Here is a 22408-nt window from a genome sequence, read left to right on the forward strand (position 1 = left end):
GAATATAACAAAAATAAATTATCGGGTAAGTGAACATTATATGCAATAATTATAAATAGTAAATGCTCATTATTGACGTTTCTTTAACTAGTCAATAATGAGCATTTACTCGGCTAAAAATCAATCTTCTACAAAATAGAAAGCTTTCAATAGGCCATCTAGTTGCTTTATTCCCGAATTCAGATCAATAAATAGTAAGTTGCTTCTTAGCTTTTACAGGTTCATACCACCCGATACCTCAATGCGCTGGGCATTAATCCATTTTGCATCATCGGTACATAAGAAGGCCACAACACCACCAATATCATCGGGACGTCCAACGCGACCTAGAGCGGTTACTCCAGCAATATGTTGGTTCACATGCGGGTTATCCCGAACAACACCACCCCCAAAATCTGTTTCAATAGCACCCGGCGCTACGATATTAACCGCAATCCCCCGCGAACCTAATTCACTAGCCATGTACTTGGTCAATGTTTCAATTCCGCCCTTCATAGACGCATAAGCGGCATAACCGGGTGATGTGAAACGGGCCAGACCTGTAGACAGGTTAATGATCCGACCACCGTCGTTAATAAACGGCAGTGCTTTTTGTGTCAAAAAGAACACGCCTTTAAAATGGATATTCATCAGCAGATCAAACTGTTCTTCGGTTGTTTCGGCAAACGAAGCCCCTATTCCGATGCCCGCATTGTTGATTAAAAAGTCAAAATGGTCAGTGGAAAAGGTCGCTTTCAGAACGGCGGTTAGTTGATCGAAAAATGCATCGAAACTTTTTGTGTCACCCGTATTGAGTTGCAAGGCGGCAGCCTTTTGACTTGCTTTTTCAATTTCAGCGACTACAGCCAGAGCTTCGTCTTCTTTACTGTTATAGGTCAGGATTACATCGATACCTTTTTGAGCAAGGCTAAGAGCCATATTTTTACCCAGGCCACGGCTACCGCCAGTGACTAAAGCGATTTTACTGTTGGTTGTCATTGTTCAATGTGTTAGTTGATAAACTACGCTTGTATTATCCACAGAGACGACGAGAACCCCAGGAATTGTAGAATTGTGTTGTTGCTCAGTTCCATCTTCTGCTGAAATTTTAGATGGAACAAAGGTAGATCAGCGGTCAGGGCGACCGTTTGCAAACATCAATCCAATCGTTGCAAAATTCAAATCAGGATTCTTACCCACGAAAGGCCACGGGCGAAAGTGAGGTCTGTTTACGGAAAAAATTGGAGAAATGGGCTACTTCTTCAAAGCCCAAACTGTAAGCAATTTCGGAAATGTTCCAGTTGGTCTGCCTCAACAGAATTTTAGCCTCCTGAACAATCCGGCTGCTGATGATGTCGGTAGTGGTTTTACCTGTATTTTCCTTTAAGACCTTATTAAGGTGATTGACATGAATGGCTAACCGCTCCGCGTAATCTTTGGCGGTACGCAGGTTAAGTTTTTGGTGGGGCGATTCAACCGGAAACTGCCGCTCTAGTAATTCAATAAATAACGAGGATACGCGAGCTGAAGCCGTATGTGTAGGGTATAAGGACGTAGCAGGTTGTAATTTTTGTCCGTAGTGAATCAGTTCCAGCACATAATTACGGATCAGGTCATATTTATAGGCGTAATTCGACCCTAACTCCTTGTGTATCTTCTTGAATATAAAACTAATCTCTTCGGTTTCTTCGTCCGAAAGCTGGAAGATCGGGTAGCCGCCGGGTTGGAAAATAGGCAGTTCATCGGCCACAACACCGCTCTTTGACTGCACTAAAAACTCATCCGTAAAGACACAGAAATAGCCCGACTGATCCGTGTCTTGCGGTAAGTAATGATAAGGCACTTTGGGCGTTGCGAATAAGAGCGCATTTTTCTCTATGTCGATCACCTTGTCTGCGTACTCAGCTCGGTTTCGTCCGCGAATCAAGCTTATTTTGTAGTAAGCTCTTCGGTTATAAGGCATGAATGGCTTGCCCTTACTAGCAGCCATCAGATCGGCAATACTAAATACATTGAAGTGCCCAATTTCTTTATTTATACCATCCGGTAAAAGAGAACGTAAGCCTCCACCTTCGGCAGGAGCGATTTCTTTGTAAAACTCATCAAGTGAAATAACGCCCATAGCCTTATTTGTAAAATTCAAATGTAGGCAATTTTAATTGCCCTCAACTTGCCTTGTTCACCGCTTTCAGAACGGAATCCAAAACACCGGGAAATTTCGCTTCTAGCTCATGCAACCGAAGTGAGGTCAAGCTCTGTGTGCCTTCCGTTCGGATATGAATAATACCAGCCTCACGCAATACTCGTAAGTGGTGCGACATGGTCGATTTGGCAACCGGCGTTGGAATGGTTCCGCAGGGTTGTTCGCTCGTAAGTTTGGCCAGACATTGAACATAATTTAGGCGAACTGGATCACTCAATGCATGCAATACGCAGGTTAAGCTAATCTGGTCAACGGTGGGGTGCTGGTACTGTTTCATAAGCCATTTTCTTCCAATTCTCTATATACTATAGAAACAACGTAGCTACAGTAATTGCCAATACAACGATCAGGTAGCTCAAAAAAATTCACTGTTTTTTCAAACGAATGAAACCAACCAGCACACCTCCTTGTTCGACATCCATAAAACATTGTAGTTCGATAATCGTAGAACATTAAAACAATACAACCTCGTTCATTATGAAAACGCTCACAAATCGAACAAAATCGCTCATTGCTGGTGCTATCATCTTTACAGTAGCTCTTTTTTTCATCACACCCAAAATTTTTTCCAATAAACCAGAAGCATCTACCAGCAAATCGGCTTCCGCACCACCTGCTGATACAAAAGTAGCCACCGACGTTTTCGTCGTAAAACGTGAAACCATCACCGACGAACTCCAAACCACGGGCACCATTGCCGCCAACCAAGAAGTGGATTTAGTAAGTGAAGTAGCCCGAAAACTAGTTCGGGCCTATGTCCGTGAAGGCAATTATGTTGGGCAAGGAACGTTACTGTTCAAATTAGATGACGCTGACCTGCTGGCGAAGAAACAAAAAATAGCTCTTCAGGAAAAACTGGCGAAGCTTGACGAAAAACGATTCCGCGAGTTGCTGGCCACCGAAGCTGTCAACCAGCAGGAATATGACAAGATTTTAACGAACCTGAATGTGTTACAAGCCGAATTGGCAATGGTCGACGTCGATCTGGCTAAAACCGAAATCCGGGCGCCCTTTTCGGGTCGGCTGGGTCTGAAGCGGGTAGATATTGGAGCTTACGTAACTCCTGCTACCGTGCTCAGTTCATTCGACGATTTGAGTCGGGTAGAGATCAACTTCACGATTCCTGAGAAATACGCGTCTGATGTTCGGGCGGGCCAGGCTATTCATTTTACGACCGAAAATAGCAGCCAGCAATTCGTAGGCAACGTTACGGCAACCGAACCAAAGCTGGAGGCAAACACGCGGAGTTTATTGGTGAAAGCCGTTAGCGACAACAAAAGCGGCAAACTCGTACCGGGCTCATCAGCCAAAATTGCTTTTGCATTACACGTTGCTCAGGATGGTATTCAAATTCCGACCGAAGCCCTGATTCCGACCGCCAAAGGTTACTCGCTCTTCCGACTGAACCAGGGTAAAGCAGAGCGTCGGGATGTAAAAACGGGAAGCCGCACCAAAGGCACTGTTCAGATTTTAAGTGGCTTATCCATTGGCGACACTGTCTTGACAACCAACCTACTACGGCTCGATACGGGTGTACCTGTGGCCATTTCGTCTGTCAATTAAGCAGTTACTGCATTTAGTATTGACCCAAATTTTACCCAATCATGAGCTTATCGGGAATTAGTATTCAACGGCCTGTGCTGGCTGGAGTACTCTCAGTATTGATTATACTTTTTGGTTTCGTAGGACTTACCTATCTGGGAATTCGGGAATATCCCGTCACAGATTCGCCCATCGTTACCGTTACAACAACTTATCCGGGAGCCAGCCCGGACGTAATCGCCTATCAGATCACGAAGCCACTGGAAGAAGCGATTGGCGAAGCGAACGGTATTCGCACAATCTCGTCGGTATCGCGCGAAGCCGCCAGTGTGGTCACGATTGAATTTAATCTTGACGCCGATCTGGAAGCCGCAGCCAACGATGTGCGGGACAAAGTGACAAAAGCCCGTCGTTTGCTTCCCAGTGATGTTGACCCGCCTATTGTAGAGAAAGCAAATAGTGGCGACATCGTGATTTTCATGGCCGTGGAAAGCAAAACCCGCAGCATTCTTGAGGTGAGCAACATTGCTTCCACCGTTATTAAAGAGCGGATGCAGACCATTACCGGTGTAAAGCGCGTGGGTATTGCCGGAGAGAAAAAATACGCCATGCGACTCCGAATCGACCCCGCAAAATTGGCTGCCTATCAATTAACGCCATCCGATATTGAACAGGCACTACGAAAAGAAAACGTGGATTTACCGTCAGGCCGGATCGAAGGCGACCGGAACGAACTGACGGTACGAACCCTCGGCAGGCTAACGAAAGAGGACGATTTCAACAACATGATCGTCAAACAGGAAGGAAGCAGCATTATTCGTTTCAAGGACATTGGTTATGCTGAACTAGGCGCCGAGAACGAACGAACCGCCATTCTGAACAGCCTGAAAGGAAACTCACCGACAATTGGCGTCTTTGTTGAACCGCAACGGGGGGCCAATGCTGTAGCCATTGCCGATGAATTTTACCGTAGATTGAAAGAATTACGAAAAGAAATTCCAGCTGATTATCAACTAACTATCGGCAAAGATTTCACCGAACCAATCCGCGACTCAATCTCCGAAGTAGAAGAAACGCTTTTCATAGCCTTTGGCCTGGTTATCCTGATTCTGTTCCTGTTCCTGCGCGACTGGCGTTCAACCATCATTCCGGTTGTGGCAATCCCGGTTTCCATTGTGTCGGCCTTTTTCATTATGTATGTGGCTGGCTATTCCATCAACATTTTAACCCTGTTAGCTCTGGTATTGGCAATTGGGCTGGTGGTTGATGATGCCATTGTGGTGCTGGAAAATATCTATGCGAAAGTTGAGGAAGGCATGTCGCCTTTGCAGGCTGCGTTCAAAGGGTCGTCGGAAATCTATTTTGCCGTTATCTCAACAACCATTACGCTAGCGGCCGTTTTCCTCCCGATTCTGTTCCTGCCGGGGATTACTGGTAAGCTCTTTCAGGAATTCGCGGTGGTCGTTGCCGGGTCAGTGATTGTGTCGGCGTTTGTGGCGCTGACGCTTTCGCCCATGATGAGTGCCTATTTGCTCAAGCGACACACCAAACCAAACTGGCTCTATCGCACAACCGAACCGTATTTTGTGGCCTTGAATCAGGGGTACGAAAAATCATTGGGCTGGTTCCTGCGCTTTCGCTGGGTGGCCTTCCCAATACTGATCGGTACGTTTGGCTTGATCTATTTCATTGGCAAGCAACTTCCTTCCGAATTGGCTCCACTGGAAGACCGCTCGCAGATTAGTTTGGCGGTTGTAGCGCCCGAAGGTTCGTCGTACGAATACACGGAAAAGTATATGAACGAGATCGCCAAGTTCTCGGTCGACTCGACGCAGGGGCTGTTTCAGACCTATTCTATTCTAGCGCTTACCTTTGGGCCTCCCGCTCCGGTCAATGTTGCGATTCAAAATACGTTTCTCAAGAAAGCCGATCAGAGAGCAACTACACAGGCGGATGTGTTCGCTACCTATTCCCGGAATGCCCAGAATTTCAGGGGAGTAATGGTATTCCCAGTACAGCCGCCAACCATCGGCAGTCGATTCGGGCAATCGCAACCGGTTCAGTTTGTCTTGCAGGGTACGAATCTGGCCGCCATTACGGATGTGCTGCCAAAATTCATGGACGAAGCTCGCAAAAGCCCGATCCTGCGCTTTGCGGATTCGGATTTGAAAGTGAACAAACCCGAACTCGTGCTTCAGATTAATCGGGACAAAGCCGCCGAGTTGGGTATATCCGTTGCTGAAATCGCAAGAGGATTGCAATTGGCGCTGAGTGGGCAACGCTACGGATACTTCATTTTCAACGACCGTCAATACGAGGTTATCGGTCAGCTTCAGCGGCAGGATCGCGATACGCCTTACGACCTCAAGTCCATGTACGTACGCACCCGAACGGGCGAAGTTGTTTCGCTGGACAATCTAGTTTCGTTTAAGGAAAGCATCAGTCCTGCCGCCATTTACCGCTACGATCAGGCCATCTCGGCGACCGTTTCGGCGGGGCTAGTACCGGGAAAAACTATTGGTGATGGCGTTGCCGAAATGAACCGGATTGCCCAGAAAGTTTTGCCACCAACAATCAAAACCTCCCTTGCTGGCGAATCGCGCGACTTTGCCGAAAGCTCATCGAGTTTACTCTATGCATTTGTATTTGCGCTGATTCTGATCTACTTGATTCTGGCCGCTCAATTCGAAAGCCTGATTGATCCGTTCATTATCCTGCTCACGGTTCCAATGGCCATGACGGGTGCCCTGCTCAGCCTGTGGATTTTTGATCAGACGCTCAATATTTTCAGCCAGATTGGCATCATTACGCTGATCGGCTTAATCACCAAAAATGGTATTCTGATTGTCGAATTCGCGAACCAAAGCAAGGAAGCAGGCATGAGTACACTGGAAGCCGCCAAGGTAGCCGCAGCCTCCCGTTTCCGGCCCATTCTGATGACTAGTCTGGCGATGATTTTCGGAACAATCCCGATTGCACTTACAGAAAATAGCCGCAATTCACTCGGAACTGTGATCGTTGGCGGGCTTCTGTTTGCCGGTTTGCTAACGCTTTACATCATTCCGGCGGTGTATTCTTACTTCTCCAGAACGCCAAAGCACAAGGAGTCAGAGGTGGACTTGGCCGTTGAACACGCAGAATTGAGTTAGGTTCTGGTGTGACCCCGATGGGGTCAGATGTTTATAGCACAACAGATTTTCTATAAATATTTGACCCCATCGGGGTCACACGGAAACCGTCGTTGATACCCACTAGACTGACAACTTTTTTCAACAACATTAATCATGAGACACACAAATTATATTGTCGTCCTGTTTGTAGCTTTTGTGTATCTGGCTCTAGGTCAGGTAGCTCAGGCTCAGGTCCGGCAACTAACAATGGATGATGCTGTCAAGCTGGCGCTTGATAAAAATCGCGACTTACAAATAGCTACGCTGGAAACGTCTAAATCGGCCCAGAAAGTCGTTGAAGCGCGAGGCTATGCCTTACCGACCGTTGCCGCTTCGGCGCAATACTTATATTACATCAATAAACAGGTCTCCTTCCTGCCCGGCAGTTTTGTTGGCCTCGGCGACGATCAAGTGGCAACCTTTCGGGTTGGTGGATCAAATGCGTTGCTAGGTGGTATTGCCGTATCACATCCACTCTTTCAGGCTAGTGTTCGATCGGGCATTCGAGCGGCCCAAATCGATGAATCGGCCACGACAGAAGCGTTGGCTACCGTTCGGGCCAACGTCGTCACGGATGTGAAGAAGGCTTATCTGGACGTATTGATCACGCAGGAACAACTTCGCCTGCAACAACAGAGTATTGCCCGAAACGAGCAGGCACTAAAAGATTCCCGCTCATTGCTGGCTCAGGGAAGAGTATCACGAGTCGATACATTACGCGCCTTCGTTACCGTTGAGAACCTGCGCCCGACGCTCATTCAATTGACAAATCGGATTGGCATCACCAAAACGATTCTGAAACAGACGATGGGCTTGGACGAGCAGGAAGTCATCGAACTTCAGGATTCTCTTCGCTACAACGAAACGCTATTCACTTTGCCCGGAACAGACGTTTTTCTGGATGCCGTGCAGGCTCGCCCCGAAGTACGTCGGCTGGAATTACTAGAAAAGCTGAATCAGGAGCAAATCGTACAACAGATCGCTGAAAAGCAGCCGAAATTATCGGCAATCGGTTTGGCCCAGACGCAATCGCAAGCCAATAATTTTCAGTTTGGCGATTACAAATGGCCTGTAAGTTCATACGTAGGTCTACAAGTGAATGTCCCGATTTTTACCGGCTTCCGAACGAACGCCCGTATTCAACAAGCACAGATTACCCGCCAGCAAAGTAACACGCAACTGGCTAATCTTAAAGAGATTGTACGGGCCCAAGTGAAGATTGGCTTAGCTAATGTAGAAGAATCACGGCTCAGGATTCAAACCCAGCAACAAACCATCTCGGTAGCAGAACTAGGCTATCGAATTACACGCGATCGCTGGAAACAGGGCATCGCTTCCCGGTTAGATATGTCGGACGCTGAGCTTTCCCTGACGCAAGCCAAGTCGAATTACTTACAGGCTGTGTACGATTACCTCACGGCAACGGTCAATCTGGACAAGGTGCTGGGAAAGATCAAATAACATGTCAAAACATATCATGGAAAAAGCCATAAAAGAGTTGAGACTTATTCTTACTGTCGAAAATCTGGATGAATTGATCAGTTTCTACCGAGACACCGTTGGCCTGGAAACATCGAAAGAATGGCATGAAGACGCTGGCAACGGGATTATTCTGGACGCTGGTCGGGCATCGCTCGAATTGATCGACGCAAAACACGCAGCTCGGATTGACCAAATTGAAGTAGGCAACCGGGTTTCGGGACCCGTTCGATTGGCGTTGCGGGTTAGCGAGCCTGTTGCGACTGCAACTGAGAAATTAATTGATGGTGGCGCTACTTCAGTTGCTCCGCCTACCACGGCTCCCTGGAGTGAAGTCTCTAGAATTCAAGCGCCAGATGGCATGCAAATTACCTTATTTGCCACGTCCACACTTACCGATTAGTGGGTTAAATCAATCATTCGAAAAATATTATTAGTATGCTTGCATACTAATTTTGAAATGATTTTCTTTGTCGTATAATTAGTATGCAAGCATAATAAACTGACTGCAATATGATTGCGACAGAGCCTAAAGCCTCCATTAAGGGTGGCGAGTTCCTGATCAAAGAAACCGAAGCCGCCAAAGTCTTTATTCCTGAAGAATTTACTGAAGAGCAACTGATGATTGCGGCTACCTGCCGTGAGTTTCTGGAGCGGGAAATCTGGCCACGTCTGAATGAAATCGACAATGCGAAGTCGCCAGAGCTAATTTCGTCGCTGATGGACAAAGCCGGTGAACTAGGTATTCTTGGCACATCGGTGCCTGAGCAGTACGGCGGTTTTGGTACCAACTTCAACACCTCTATGCTGGTTGCCGAAGTGACTGGTGCAGGCCACTCGTTTTCGGTGGCACTGTCGGCACATACGGGTATCGGCACGTTGCCCATTGTCTACTACGGCAACGACGATCAGAAATCGAAATACTTACCTCAACTAGCTAGTGGCGAATGGAAAGCAGCCTACTGCTTAACTGAACCTGATTCTGGTTCAGATGCCAACTCTGGCAAAACAAAAGCTGTCCTTTCTGAAGACGGCAAACACTACATTCTGAATGGTCAGAAAATGTGGATTACCAATGGTGGATTTGCTGACGTGTACATCGTGTTCGCCAAGATTGACGAGGCCGGACAGACCGATAAAAATCTGTCAGCATTTATTGTTGAGCGTACGTACGAAGGCATCACGATGAACGAGCCGGAGCATAAGATGGGCATCAAAGGCTCTGATACGCGTCAGATTTTCTTCAACGATGTGAAAGTGCCGGTCGAGAATTTATTGTCGGAGCGGGGCAATGGATTTAAGATTGCCGTAAACATCCTAAATATTGGTCGGATCAAGTTAGGTATTGCTGCCATCGGCGGTTCGAAAGAAGTTCTTAACAACGCTATTCGCTATTCGAACGAACGGAAGCAATTTAAAACGGCCATTTCTCAGTTTGGCGCGATCAAGCACAAACTGGCCGAAATGGCGCTGAAAATATATGCCTCCGAAACGGCTTCGTATCGGGCTGGCCAGAATATCGACGATCTGATCGAAGATTTTAAAGGGCAGGGTATGGAAGACGGCCAAGCGAAATTGAAAGCGCTGGAGCAGTTTGCCATCGAATGCGCCATCATGAAAGTCCACGGATCGGAAGTACTGGATTACGTAGTCGATGAAGGTGTTCAGGTATACGGCGGCATGGGCTACTCGGCCGATGCGCCAATGGATCGCTCCTACCGCGATGCCCGTATCAATCGGATTTTCGAAGGCACGAACGAGATCAACCGCATGCTCGTCGTGGACATGATGTTGAAACGGGCCATGAAAGGCGAGCTTGACCTGATGGGGCCAGCCATGGCCGTTGCTAAAGAAATCATGTCAATTCCAGACTTCGGTTCGGATGAGGAAGAAGGCTTGTTCATTGCTGAGAAAAAAGTGCTGAAGAACCTGAAAAAAGCGGCCTTGATGGTATCAGGCGCTGCAGTTCAGAAATTCATGATGACGCTCTCGAACGAGCAGGAAATTCTGATGAACGTGGCCGATATGGCGATTGAAGTGTACGTTGCCGAGTCAGTCTTATTACGTGTCGAAAAACTGATTGGCATTAAAGGCGAAGAAGCGGTAGCACTCCAGAAGCAAATGGCTTTGGTTTATCTGCACGAAGCAGTCGAGAAAGTTAATAATGCTGGCCGGGCAGCGATTACATCCTTTGCCGAAGGCGACGAGTTACGCGGCATGTTAATGGGATTGAAACGATTCACCAAAATTGATCCGATGAACCTCAAAGATGCCCGCCGTCAGATTGCCGATGCCATGATTGCTGAGAACAAGTACATTTTTTAATTACATTCGACAGCTAAATACCACGAGCCAGTCTTATGGACTGGCTCGTTTTTTATGACTAACGTGGAATGGCCCTAAGCGAAAGTCTTAACTTCACTTATAGAACAAAAACCGCTCTTGAGCTAAGAGCGGTTTTTGTTTTTACTAACGCTAGTTGAATTCTAATCACTTCTTAAAAGTTATCTTTACCTAAAATAACCTCAACTGATGGCACTGACTGAACAAGCACTCGACTATTTAGAGAAACAGATTCCCGAGTTGGCGGAACAAGCTACCCGACAAGCTTACTGGCAGACTCTTGCATCAGGCGACAGCGCGTATGTTGTTGACAATGGCAACATCGTTGAGGTAAAACCAGATGGAACCCGCACAGTAGTAAAAGTAATTCCAAAGCCTCAGACAGTACAACAACAGCACTATACAATTCCGAGCGTATGATTCGACGCTTAAGAATGTTTGCTGGGCCAAACGGTTCGGGGAAGAGTACCGTGAAGTCTGTAATTGCCCCGGAGTTACTTGGTACATATTTGAACCCAGACGACATCGAAAAAGAAGTCCGTCGAGATGGCTATTATGACCTTCGGGGGATGAGCCTATCCATTTCTCAAGCAGAAATCATTGATTTTTTCAATACCCATCCACTATCACAGCGCACTGATCAAATCGAATTTATAGACGGAATCCGACTGATAGAAAACGAATTTATAGACTTTGGCAACGTAGGATTTAACTCGTACTTAAGCGCTATCCTGACAGACTATTTACGACAAAAACTGATCGACGCTGGACAGTCATTTACATTCGAAACGGTCATGTCGTCAGCCGACAAGTTACAAACGCTCCGGCGGGCGCAGGCCGTTGGGTTTCGAAATTACCTTTATTACGTAGCAACCGAAGATCCTCTAATTAACATTGCCCGGATTCGACACCGTGTCCGAACGGGTGGGCATCCCGTACCCGATGATAAAGTGACTGAGCGTTATCACCGTTCGCTCGCATTGTTGCTAGATGCTATTCGCCTAACCAATCGTGCCTATATTTTCGATAATTCAGGCCAAACAAAGGTGTGGATTGCCGAAATCTCCGAAGGTGTACATATTGAGTTGAAAACCGATCTGATTCCCAACTGGTTTTCTCAATCCGTGCTGGCGAAATTGTAAGCACATTTCAAAACTTTTCAGGCACAAGAGTCAAGAATAGTAAACCTGACATTAACTACTGACATACCGCTGTCACTACCCCACACGACCTTTGTTGCGGTCATTCACCAATTCCCAACAAATCATGACAACGCAACTGACACTTCCAGAAAACGCTTTATCCGAAAAAGAAACCCAACCATTCACAGCGCTCACGTTTACGACTCGAACAACCTTGCAAACGCTATCACAATATGCGCCTGGTGTTGCGATGGAACTCTATAAAGAAGCCAGCCTACTTAATCTGGACGTTGCAGGCCCGATTCAGTGGATTTATACAGATGCCACTGGCGACGTAACCAAAGAGTTTCAGTTGGAGATTGTTTTACCTATTCAGCAACCCGGCGAGAAATCCGATCGGTTTTCGTATCAGGTATATCCCGCGTTTCGCTGCCTATCGTATACCCATACAGGCCCTTGGAGCGACTTTGGTGAGTTATATGATGCCCTTTTTGGTCAGTTTCATCGGGACGGTCATCAGGCTAATGGGCTCGTTCGTGAGGTGTACACTGTCGTTGATCTGGAGCAAATGGAAAACTGCGTAACCGAAATACAGATTGGCCTCGCGTAAGCTCACTTTTTTAATAGTACATGACCTGGTACCGAAGTTGGTAGAAAACCCAGCTTCGGTACTTTTTTATAGACTCCAGCGCGTATGACAGTTTACGCAGCTTAACCGAGTTTTAGAACGGCCTATTCATGAAAAATCAGCAATCCAATTCCCGGCGAACCTTCCTGCGTAATCTGGGCGCGAGTGCATCGGCGCTGTCGCTGCCCATGCTCGGCTATGCCGATAATCAGCTTGTCCAGAACGAGTCAAGTGGTCTTTATTCATTCCTGACAAACCCTGATACAAAAGGCTTAGGACAGCCTGGCCGCAAGCTAGGTATTGCCTTGGTCGGCTTAGGGTATTATAGTACAAACCTATTGGCTCCGGCTCTGCAACAGACGCAAAACTGCCGTCTGGCGGGTATTGTAACCGGCACGCCATCAAAAGCCGAGGAATGGATGAAGAAATACAACATCCCGAAAGAAAACGTCTACGACTACAAAACCTTCGATCGGATTGTGGATAACAAAGACATTGATGTGGTGTATGTTGTACTTCCCAACTCGATGCACGAAGAATACGTTGTTCGGGCGGCCAAGGCGGGCAAACATGTCATTTGCGAAAAGCCAATGGCCATTACGCCGAAAGCCTGTCAGAATATGATCGATGCCTGTAAAAAGGCTAATAAACAACTGGCCATTGGTTACCGACTTCACTATGAGCCATTCACCAAAGAAGTGATGCGCTTAGGGCAGGAAAAAGTATTTGGAGCCGTTAAATTCGTGGAGAGCAGCGATGGCTTCCGAAGTGGTGATCCGAACCAGTGGCGTTTAAAGAAAAGCATGGCGGGTGGCGGTCCATTGATGGACGTAGGCATCTACGCGATACAGGGAGCCCGCTACGTAACGGGCGAAGAACCCATTTCGGTAACAGCCCAGTTTGCTCCGAAAACCGATCCCGTAAAATTCAAAGATGTTGAGGAGACGATGTTCTGGCAGTTTGAATTTCCAAGCGGGGCCGTTTCTAACTCAACCACTAGTTATGCGTCAGGCGTTGAACGACTTTATGCGTCCTGTGAAAAAGGCTGGTTTGAATTGTCGCCCGCTTTTGGTTATGGTCCCTTAAAAGGTCGTACCAGCAAAGGCCCAATTGAGATGCCCGTTGTAAACCACCAAGCGGCTCATATGGATGGCGTCTGCAAAGATCTGCTCGATGGAAAGCAACTACCCAGCCACGTTACAGGTGAAGAAGGTCTGCGGGATGTCACCTTGTTACAGGCCATTTATCAGGCCGCTGAAACGGGTAAGAAGCTGAAATTGAAGGTGTAGTTTTTTGCTTTTGTCATGCTGTTTTTTGTCATTTCGACGTCAGGAGAAATCTTAAACTTGACTGATGAGAGATTTCAAGATTTCTCCTGACGTCGAAATGACAAAAAACAGCATGACAAAAAATAGGCTGACAAAAACAAAAAATCAATGTTCTTCGTGGTGATGTTTGCCCTCTTTTTCCTCACCAGCAGGTACCTGAATCTGGGCTTCAAGACCCTTGGCCCAATCAGCTACTAACTTCGCTTCTTCGGGTTTAAGTTTGGCATCTGTATGAATCCACAAATAAGAGCCTAATGGCATCCAGCCTTCCGTAACAGCCTCCCCTACTTCCTCTAGTTTATGCCTGGCTTTCTTAGGCGAATAAGTCGCGAACTCTGAAAAATTGAGTTCTTCCTTGCCTTCTTCTATGTGGTGATGGAGCCACCAGGCAACCGGTTGAATGTTGTCGTACCAGGGGTATGTCGTGTTATTGGAATGACAATCAAAACAAGCTCGTTTCAGAACGGCATGAACATCAGCAGGAACGGCATACTTTGTTGTGATGTCATTGGCTGACACAACTGCAGACTGATTTTTCTCGGGCCGAATAAACTGAATAATAACCAGTACGGCGAGCAGCCCCAGCAGAATTTTACGAAGCATGTTAGTAGGACGAATAGGTTAAGAATGGCTAAATATAAATTATTTGACCATACCCTATTCTTAAATCATTTTAATGTCTGCATGAGCACCTGCGCCTTGCGGATATTCGTATTCAGGCGATCTGACTCAACCAGACCATCGCGGAGTCGAACAATCCGGTGAGCGTACTCGGCAATATCCTCTTCGTGCGTCACCATAATAACGGTGTTGCCTTTACTATGAATCTGGTCGAACAGGTCCATGATTTCGTAGGACGTTTTCGTATCGAGGTTACCGGTTGGCTCATCGGCAAGCAGAATACTGGGGTCATTAACCAGGGCACGCGCTACAGCTACCCGTTGCCGTTGCCCACCCGAAAGTTCATTTGGTCGGTGACCTGCCCGATTTTCCAAGCCAACATTTTTGAGCGCCTGCATGGCTTTCTCGGTACGATCAGCTTTGCTATAACCGGCATAGATGAGCGGTAAGGCTACATTTTCGAGCGAGGTTTGTCGAGGCAGCAGGTTAAACGTCTGGAAAACGAAGCCAATTTCTTTGTTACGAACCTCAGCCAATTCGTTTTCGCCCATACTACTAACATCCTGATTATTCAGAATATACTGACCAGACGTGGGTGAATCCAAACAGCCAACAATGTTCATCAACGTGGACTTCCCCGAACCCGACGGCCCCATGAACGCAACGTATTCTCCTTTTTGAATGCTAATGGTAACCGACTTAAGCGCATCAACCACTTCGGTACCCATTACGTAGCGTTTGGCGATGTTGCGAGTTTCTATAATGTTCATAGTAGTGAGGCTTATGTGGTTGCCGCTATAGCTCCAGCTCCGGCAGCGATTCGACGACGGCGTTGAAAATAGTTTCTGATGAATAATCCCGTTAAAATAATAAGCTCGACAGCAGCAATCGGTTTATCTTCATGCACGCTAATGTCGCCAGCATCCTCGAAAAATTTGCGGGTTAAGTCGTAACTAACCACTTCTTTTTCGGGCAATCCATCTGGTGTTTCCCGAATCATGTCCCATTCCCGCATCAACATGTTATGCCGTTTCCAGAGATAGCTTTCACCCGATGCCAGTTTAAGTTCGGCCCGTTTTCCGAAACTAAATGCAATATGCCCAATGACTTGATTGTCAGCGTTCAGATCATAAATAGTAACCGAGTGAAAGAGGAAGCCCGTTACATCGAATCGCAGACGGGTTGCGTTCAAATACGCTTCCACATCATGGCTCAATAAATCGCGGTGCATACCGCCTACTACCTGACCATCCTGCATAATGCTGAGGTCACGACTAAAGGCTTCTTTCAGCCAGTTCAATTTCCGATCCATAGCTTAGGGGGGTGATAGACAAAGCTACTTCATTGTAGAAATTTCTCCCTACTCTTTTCGATTGACGCTAATTTTTGCTGATAAGTCGGCAGAAACGCCTGATAATCGGCAGGAGAGGTCGCTGACTGTAGTTTTACCAGACCCTTCTCGGCATAATCGGGCAGGCTTAAGTCCAGACAAAGAGTGACATACAGCTTCAGCAATTGGGTATTGTCTTCATTGACCGACAGCGCAGTCAACACAAGATCGTAGGCCGCTTTTGATCGCTTCTGTTGCTGATCGAGTTGGGCAGCCGCCGTAACAAGTTGGGCGTTTAACGGAGCCAGTTTTAACGCGTTTTGATACGCTTGTTGTGCCTGGCTAATTCGGTGAGTGCGTTCATAGGTTTGTCCAAGCCAATAGTCTCGTTCGGCCCAGTGTTGCGGCAAAATAGATTTCCTGGCCATCGTCTCTGCCGAACCAACACTCCGCCGGAAAGCCGACAGCCGAAGAGCCGCAACATCCCGCAACGAAGCGGCAAAGGCACTCACTTGTTTTGAGTCTGGTAATCCCGATAAAATCAGCTGTGCATTTCGCCACTGTAAGTTATCGAGATAGTCATTGGTCAAAGCAACCCCGGCAACCGTCTTCAAATTTGGGTCCTGAATCGTTTCCCAATAAGCACCCCGATTTAAATCATCAATACGATACGTGGCATAAAACGCTTTCTCCAAATCAGACTCTGGCTTGCGCTCTTGGTAAAGCACCTGCTTCAAGGCGGTAACAGCCTGATCATTTTGGGCAGCCGTTTCCCAAAAGCGCTGTGCTATTGCCAGCTCGTTCGCCTTAGTAAACGCTATTGCCCGATAGTAAATCGACGTTGTATCGGTATTATAACCAAATGTTTCAGCGGCTTTCCGGTACAAACCCTGCTCCAGGAACCACAACCCGGCAATGGAGCGATAAGCCGATCCACTCTTCCCATCTCCTTCGGCCAATTGCCCCATGAGGGCAAAAGCCGTTGAGTGATTATGCTGTTTGTATTCCGTTGCGGCCCGTGCCAATAGCAAATCGTCTGTAAAGTCCTGATTGGCGGGATTGTCAGATAACTTCTGAAACGCCTTTGCCGAGATACTATCAGCACCTTGATTAGCCAAAGCATAGTTATATAAGCTTGCGAATCGACTTACGCTTAGGCCTTGCTTTAGGGTTTCGTCAGATAACCAGGTCGGCCTATGTGGTTGCGTGGTATCCTGTGCGGCCACAATTCGTAGAGCCAATGCATTTGCCTGATATGATTCGTAAGTCGATTCTATTGCGCTACGAGCTAGCGTAGAATCAGCAGCCAGCACAGTGGGATTTCGGGCGTAAAATGCCAGCAAATTCGACTCCGGCACTTCATTACGTCCAGACGTTGTCGTTGCCGACTTGAAGTAATAATAAGCTGAATCAGCAACACTGGTACGAGCATAGAGATAACCGAGGTTATTCTGCAATTCGCCACTGTTCGGAAAGGCCCGAATACCCCGTTGAAGCGCTTTAACGGCCTCAAAAAATAAGCCAGTATTTAAGTAAGTCTGACTCAAACCGGCATAATCCTGAGGGTTCGGTTTTTTCAGGAGCGCCTGTTGAAAATAAAAAGCTGCCGCTGTCTGGTTATTCTGCGCCAATGCCAGCGACGCCATTCCATAATTGGATTTGTGATTCTGGAACTCCTGCTCCAACGCCAGTTGATAAAATGCATTGGCCGAAGTTGGCTGGTTACTGGCGATGTAATAATCTCCCAATCCGTTATAATAACCCGCAACGCTCTGGCGAACAGTAATTAACCCACCTGACCCCAACAGGGCAATTACTCCAACGACCCCTACAATACGGAATAAGCTCAACTCCAGTCGTTTGGGCTTGTATAGTACGCGATATACAGGCAGATTTTGTTGATAAATCGGCAGAAAGTTAATGACGACGTAAGCAACAAAACACAGGCCCATCGCCAGTTGTGTATAGGTAATCACATCCTCGAATACCTCTATCAATGGGTCGTTAGCCGTAACGAATGTATAACCAATCGTAAGCGTCGTCAGCAAAGCCAGCCCCATATACAAATAGGCACCCGAATCACGAAATGAGAACGTATCCTGTTGCTCTACTAACCGACGAAAGCCCCAAACACCCATCTTGACCGAAATCAGATAGAGAATAAAGGGGCTAATAGCCCATACATCCCAGTCGATATATTTTGTATTTTTCAGCCAGGTGAGTGCCAGATTAATTAGATACAATAGGCTAATAAACAGAAAGTTGTTGATTCCCAATGTTCGGCGAGATGGCGTCTTACCTTCCTCAGAATGTCCGGCAGATGTAAGCCAGACGAGCCCAGCAACAACTTCAGTAGCAATGAAAAAAATGAACCCACTTCCCAAGGCCAGCAAAACAGGCATTCCGTAACTGACTACGACTAAAGCTGGAAATTTCACTGGCGATAAAGCACTCAAAACCAGCGAAACGCCAAGAGTCAGCAGACCAAAAACGCCCAATCGAATGGCTATTGGATAATCGGATCGGAAGGCATGGAAATAATAACTTGTTGTTCCAAACAGAAACGTCAGTAACAGAAACAGATAATTGCTGCCCAACCCCGGTACTTCAAGCATTTCCCAGCGAAAAAAAGCTAAGCCAAGGATAAGGATTGCCATCCCAATCAAATACCGAATTCTATCGAATCGGGTAATGGCGCTAATCAGCAAAACAAAGGCTATGCAAATGCCACCCAGAAAAGCCGTTGCCAATTCTGGTCTGACTCGCATAGCCGATGCCACAAACTGTTCGGAAACGGCATAGGCTTTCCCGTTTACCGCATAATCAAGGATTCCGTCGGAGAAGGAATGGAAAATAACCGGTAGTTCGTTTAGCTCACTTAGTACATCCCAACTGACAACATTGCCCAGGCCACGTAACCAGGCAATGACAAAAGCAACAAGGCTGATACAGAAGACAATAAAGCTAAAGAGATAGGTAAGTCGATAGGTTCGACTCCAGGCTTTCCAGAAAAATAAGGATGACATGAAAGAAAAACGCAGTTAACCGCTGGTTAGTGCCTATGTAACTATTGATGCCCGCCACTAATTCCAGATGCGAAAGGTACAAAGTCGCTGTTTAGCAGGCAAGGACTCCCCAGAAGCTTAGCATCCAGCGGCACACGCCATCGCAGTACACCACTAGTGGCATTCAAGCAATACAAGCTGGAGTCCTGGCTCCCGAAATAAACAAAGCCATTATATACTACCGCGCTTGCGCTAACAATACCCCCAGTGTTATATCTCCAGCGTAAAGTACCAGTTGTGGCATCGAGAGCGTACATTGTCTTGTCTTCACTACCCATGTAAACAATGCCATTTTCAACGGCTGCACTGGCAGCTATTCGCCCAGCGGTGCCATATTTCCAGCGTAAAGTACCGGTTGTAGCATCGAGAGCATAGATCGTTTTATCTTCGCTACCGATGTACACGATGCCGTTAGAAACCACCGGACTAGAGGCTACGAGGCCACCTGTAGCATATTTCCATTTAATTGCTCCGGTAGTCGCATCCAGTGCGTAAAGATTGTAATCGTTGGTACCGATATACACCAGGCTACCTACTACGGCAGGGCTCGAGGTAATTTGACCACCGGCACCAAATTTCCAGCGTTGCGTTCCCGTAATGGCATCAAGAGCATAGAGGGTCTGATCTTTGCTACCGAAGTATACCACCCCATTGACAACCGCAGGGCTCGAAGTAACCCCACCCGCTGTGCCGAATTTCCAGCGTATGGCCCCTGTCAGCACATTGATCGCATACAGATTTTGGTCTTCGCTACCCACAAACACAGTGGTTCCCGAAACCACCGGACTGGATAAGATACCGTTTCCTGTACTGACTTTCCAGCGTTGCGTTCCTGTTTCCGCATCGAAGGCATAGAGATTCCCATTGTCGCTTCCAGTAAAGGCCATTCCAACTGCCGCAAACGCACTCGATGTAATGGACGACCCTGTGGAAACCCGCCATTTAACCGCCCCCGTACCTCCATCGACAGCAAAAAAATTACCGATGCCATTGCCTATATACACATACGAACCACCATTTGTAATAGAACTGGCTACACTGACCGTGACGGTATACGTCTGAGCTGTATTATCCTGCGCCGTGACAGTGTACGAAACCGGTTTTGTAAAATCCCGAGCAACTGTAGAGCCGGGCGTTATCACAGCATTCGGCGATATCGTAATGCCGGGCGATAATTTAGTCAAATCAGCACCAACTGGCACTGTAGCCCGAACCGTATGAATAACCGAATCGATAACGCCAGTAACGGCTGGAGAAAGATAGGGAAGTGAGAACGCAGTAATATTTTTTGCTGTGCTAACAGGCTGGGTATCGACCGAACTTTGACAAGCCACAACAACTAATACAAGTCCAGTTAGCTGTAGAAAGGGGCTCAATAAATTTCGCAACATGAGTAGTGTAGATTAATTTGAGTAAACGGGTGAGCGTGCCGAATTAATTAGCAATTCGGCGTATGAACAGTAAAGGCGTCTATTTTTTAGTCGATCTCTCAGAAAAAGAGAGTCTGTTTAATTAGATGTATGCCAATCAATATGGTTATCTCTAACTCTAAAACACATATAATGCCAAAGTGACATTTATAAATACAAAAAATATATTCTGGTTTATTTAATCGGTTTAGATTATAAAAAAACCTCGTTCTATACAATCATTTTGATTGAGAACGAGGATAAAAAATGACAATTCTACTAACAATAAATTTATTTCTTTCGGACTTTCAGACAAAAAGCAGGTCCATAAAGAGATGCTTTTAACCTAATCATATACTTATGCCCGCCCTGTCATCTTTGTCAGTTTCAATAATTTCTCGGCAATCTTATTGGTCAATTGATCCGCTTGTAAGCGCCACTGCCAGCTTCGTCCGCCCAGGCCAGGCGTATTCATCCGATGGGTTTCATCGAGATTCAGAATATCCTGAACGGGCATTATCGCCAGTCGCGCAACCGACTGCATAGTCAATCGGCAAATCTGCTCTACTACGTTCCTGTCCGTGACTTTGTAACCCAGGTAATCATTCATTCGTTGCCGATGAATTTCATCCGACTCGTTGAACCAGCCCAGCGTTGTATTATTGTCGTGCGTTCCCGAGTACACAACAAAATTTTCGGTATGGTTGTGAATGGCGTGTGTTGAGGTTGGCATGTCGTACCCAAACCCAAATTGAACGACACGCATGCCGGGAATTCCGTAATGCCGCAAATACGGTTGTATTTCGGCGGCTTTAGCCCCCAAATCTTCAGCAATGATAGCTAGTTGCACAAATTGCCTATGCATTGCGTGCATAAAGGCTTCGATAGGCGCTTTTACCCACTCGCCCACTTTAGCTGTCGGTTCGTTAGCCGGAATTTCCCAATACACGGCAAATCCCAGAAAATGGTCTAATCGGGTTAGGCTGTATAAAGACATCTGATGCCGTAACCGATGCATCCACCAGGCAAATCCAGTACGTTCATGCTCGGCCCAGTCGTAAATGGGGTTACCCCATCGCTGCCCATACTCGCTAAAATAATCGGGCGGAGCTCCAGCGACAAATAAGGGCTGAAAGTTAGCGTCGAGCTTAAACAGAGTCGGATTCGCCCAAACATCGGCACTATTGAATTGAATGTAGATGGGAATATCGCCGATCAAATGAATTTTTTTTCCATAACAATAGGCGGTCAATTCATTCCACTGTCGCATGAAAAAGTACTGCATCACCTTAACGACCTCAATTCGATCATGCAGTAAGTCGGTCTGGCGAGCCAATGCCGTCGGATCGCGCCTGACTAGTTCCTCCGGCCAACGCACCCAGGTAGGCTCACCCGTCGATTCCTGCAGGGCCGTAAACAGCGCGTAGTCATTCAGCCAATCAGCTTGCCAGGCGCAGAAACGATCATAATCACTGCGTTGGGCCGGAACCGCATCCCGTAAAAATACTTCGGCCGCCTGTTGTAGCAATGGACGTTTTTTTATCCAGGCCGCATGCATTGTATTCGGAGCTAACACAAGAGGACCTGCTAATATGGTTGGGGTTGTATTGCCCGATGAGCTAGGCGGCTCGGTTACGGTTACGTCGTGAACAGGCTGTTCGTTAAACACATCCAGCGCTTCCTGACTGAGCAGATTTTCTTCTACCAATTTCTCCAAACTAACCATCAGAATATTTCCAGCAAAAGCCGACGGACTACTGTAGGGAGAAAATCCCGAGCCTGGATCAACGGGCGTAAGCGGAAGAATTTGCCAATAGGTTTGTCCTGATGCTTCCAGAAAATCAGCAAAGCGATAAGCTTCGGGGCCTAAATCGCCAACACCGTGCGCAGAAGGCAACGAGGTAATATGAAGCAGCAAGCCACTTGAACGTTGTTGAAGCATGAAAAAGAGTCGTTGAGTCAGTATCGTTAGTCAATAAGTCGATAGTCAACAGTCGTCAGTTGACAGTGTTAGCGATCAGTTCGCTACTAACTATGAACCATTGGCTGATGACCGCTGACTAAGGACTATTTGCTAGCGACTTGTTTTTGTACAAATCCGCTCCGGGCTATTTTTGTTTGACTTTTCACGTAAAAAGCTAACTGCCAAACCTATTTGATTGCGAATCA

The 22408-nt window shown here is 46.9% G+C and carries 18 protein-coding genes; 9 read left to right on the forward strand and 9 right to left on the reverse strand.

Translation table 11 applies throughout. From position 1 onward, the window contains the following. Positions 1–213: 213 nt before the first annotated feature. The 3 genes from H3H32_RS29375 to H3H32_RS29385 all read right to left on the reverse strand — a co-directional run bounded on the left by H3H32_RS29375 (position 214) and on the right by H3H32_RS29385 (position 2459). Positions 214–978: an SDR family NAD(P)-dependent oxidoreductase gene (locus tag H3H32_RS29375; protein WP_182459279.1), complete on the reverse strand. Its 765-nt coding sequence runs from the start codon at positions 976–978 to the stop codon at positions 214–216. Positions 979–1171: 193 nt separating this feature from the next. Next, positions 1172–2101, reverse strand: a complete 930-nt coding sequence (locus H3H32_RS29380) for a helix-turn-helix domain-containing protein (RefSeq protein WP_182459280.1) — start codon at positions 2099–2101, stop codon at positions 1172–1174. A 43-nt stretch (positions 2102–2144) separates the two neighbouring features. Further along, positions 2145–2459 (reverse strand): ArsR/SmtB family transcription factor, encoded by a 315-nt coding sequence (locus H3H32_RS29385; RefSeq protein WP_182459281.1) that lies wholly within the window; start codon positions 2457–2459, stop codon positions 2145–2147. A 200-nt stretch (positions 2460–2659) separates the two neighbouring features. Here H3H32_RS29385 and H3H32_RS29390 point away from each other — a divergent pair, with 200 nt between their 5' ends. From H3H32_RS29390 to H3H32_RS29430, 9 genes are all read left to right on the forward strand, one after another. Next, positions 2660–3745 (forward strand): efflux RND transporter periplasmic adaptor subunit, encoded by a 1086-nt coding sequence (locus tag H3H32_RS29390; protein WP_182459282.1) that lies wholly within the window; start codon positions 2660–2662, stop codon positions 3743–3745. 41 nt (positions 3746–3786) lie between these two features. Beyond that, positions 3787–6873, forward strand: a complete 3087-nt coding sequence (locus H3H32_RS29395) for an efflux RND transporter permease subunit (protein WP_182459283.1) — start codon at positions 3787–3789, stop codon at positions 6871–6873. A 135-nt stretch (positions 6874–7008) separates the two neighbouring features. Continuing rightward, on the forward strand, positions 7009–8355 hold the full coding sequence (locus H3H32_RS29400; protein ID WP_182459284.1) for a TolC family protein: 1347 nt from the start codon (positions 7009–7011) through the stop codon (positions 8353–8355). A gap of 16 nt (positions 8356–8371) precedes the next feature. Then, positions 8372–8776 (forward strand): VOC family protein, encoded by a 405-nt coding sequence (locus H3H32_RS29405; protein ID WP_182459285.1) that lies wholly within the window; start codon positions 8372–8374, stop codon positions 8774–8776. A gap of 110 nt (positions 8777–8886) precedes the next feature. Next, complete coding sequence (locus tag H3H32_RS29410) at positions 8887–10698, forward strand: acyl-CoA dehydrogenase FadE (RefSeq protein WP_182459286.1); 1812 nt, start codon at positions 8887–8889, stop codon at positions 10696–10698. A 207-nt stretch (positions 10699–10905) separates the two neighbouring features. Beyond that, positions 10906–11136 (forward strand): hypothetical protein, encoded by a 231-nt coding sequence (locus tag H3H32_RS29415; protein WP_182459287.1) that lies wholly within the window; start codon positions 10906–10908, stop codon positions 11134–11136. Then, positions 11133–11858 carry an ATPase gene (locus H3H32_RS29420; RefSeq protein WP_182459288.1) on the forward strand — a complete coding sequence of 242 codons (726 nt, stop codon included), beginning with the start codon at positions 11133–11135 and terminating at the stop codon, positions 11856–11858. The genes H3H32_RS29415 and H3H32_RS29420 overlap by 4 nt, the downstream gene beginning before the upstream one ends. A gap of 124 nt (positions 11859–11982) precedes the next feature. Beyond that, positions 11983–12468 carry a GyrI-like domain-containing protein gene (locus tag H3H32_RS29425; protein WP_182459289.1) on the forward strand — a complete coding sequence of 162 codons (486 nt, stop codon included), beginning with the start codon at positions 11983–11985 and terminating at the stop codon, positions 12466–12468. 128 nt (positions 12469–12596) lie between these two features. Further along, positions 12597–13775 carry a Gfo/Idh/MocA family protein gene (locus H3H32_RS29430; RefSeq protein ID WP_182459290.1) on the forward strand — a complete coding sequence of 393 codons (1179 nt, stop codon included), beginning with the start codon at positions 12597–12599 and terminating at the stop codon, positions 13773–13775. A 144-nt stretch (positions 13776–13919) separates the two neighbouring features. Here the strand turns inward: H3H32_RS29430 and H3H32_RS29435 are convergent, their stop codons facing one another. The 6 genes from H3H32_RS29435 to malQ form a co-directional block, all read right to left on the reverse strand. Then, on the reverse strand, positions 13920–14417 hold the full coding sequence (locus H3H32_RS29435) for a heme-binding domain-containing protein (RefSeq protein WP_182459291.1): 498 nt from the start codon (positions 14415–14417) through the stop codon (positions 13920–13922). A gap of 65 nt (positions 14418–14482) precedes the next feature. Then, positions 14483–15205, reverse strand: coding sequence for an ABC transporter ATP-binding protein (locus tag H3H32_RS29440; RefSeq protein ID WP_182459292.1), 723 nt, complete (start codon positions 15203–15205; stop codon positions 14483–14485). A gap of 11 nt (positions 15206–15216) precedes the next feature. Beyond that, positions 15217–15747: a hypothetical protein gene (locus H3H32_RS29445; RefSeq protein ID WP_182459293.1), complete on the reverse strand. Its 531-nt coding sequence runs from the start codon at positions 15745–15747 to the stop codon at positions 15217–15219. Positions 15748–15776: 29 nt separating this feature from the next. After that, entirely contained in the window at positions 15777–18791 is a 3015-nt protein-coding gene (locus H3H32_RS29450) for a tetratricopeptide repeat protein (protein WP_182459294.1), read from the reverse strand. Between the two features lie 41 nt (positions 18792–18832). Next, positions 18833–20221 carry an outer membrane protein assembly factor BamB family protein gene (locus H3H32_RS29455; protein ID WP_182459295.1) on the reverse strand — a complete coding sequence of 463 codons (1389 nt, stop codon included), beginning with the start codon at positions 20219–20221 and terminating at the stop codon, positions 18833–18835. A 376-nt stretch (positions 20222–20597) separates the two neighbouring features. After that, positions 20598–22181 carry a 4-alpha-glucanotransferase gene (gene malQ / locus H3H32_RS29460; protein WP_182459296.1) on the reverse strand — a complete coding sequence of 528 codons (1584 nt, stop codon included), beginning with the start codon at positions 22179–22181 and terminating at the stop codon, positions 20598–20600. Positions 22182–22408: the final 227 nt, after the last annotated feature.

Source organism: Spirosoma foliorum (assembly GCF_014117325.1).
GTDB lineage: Bacteria > Bacteroidota > Bacteroidia > Cytophagales > Spirosomataceae > Spirosoma > Spirosoma foliorum.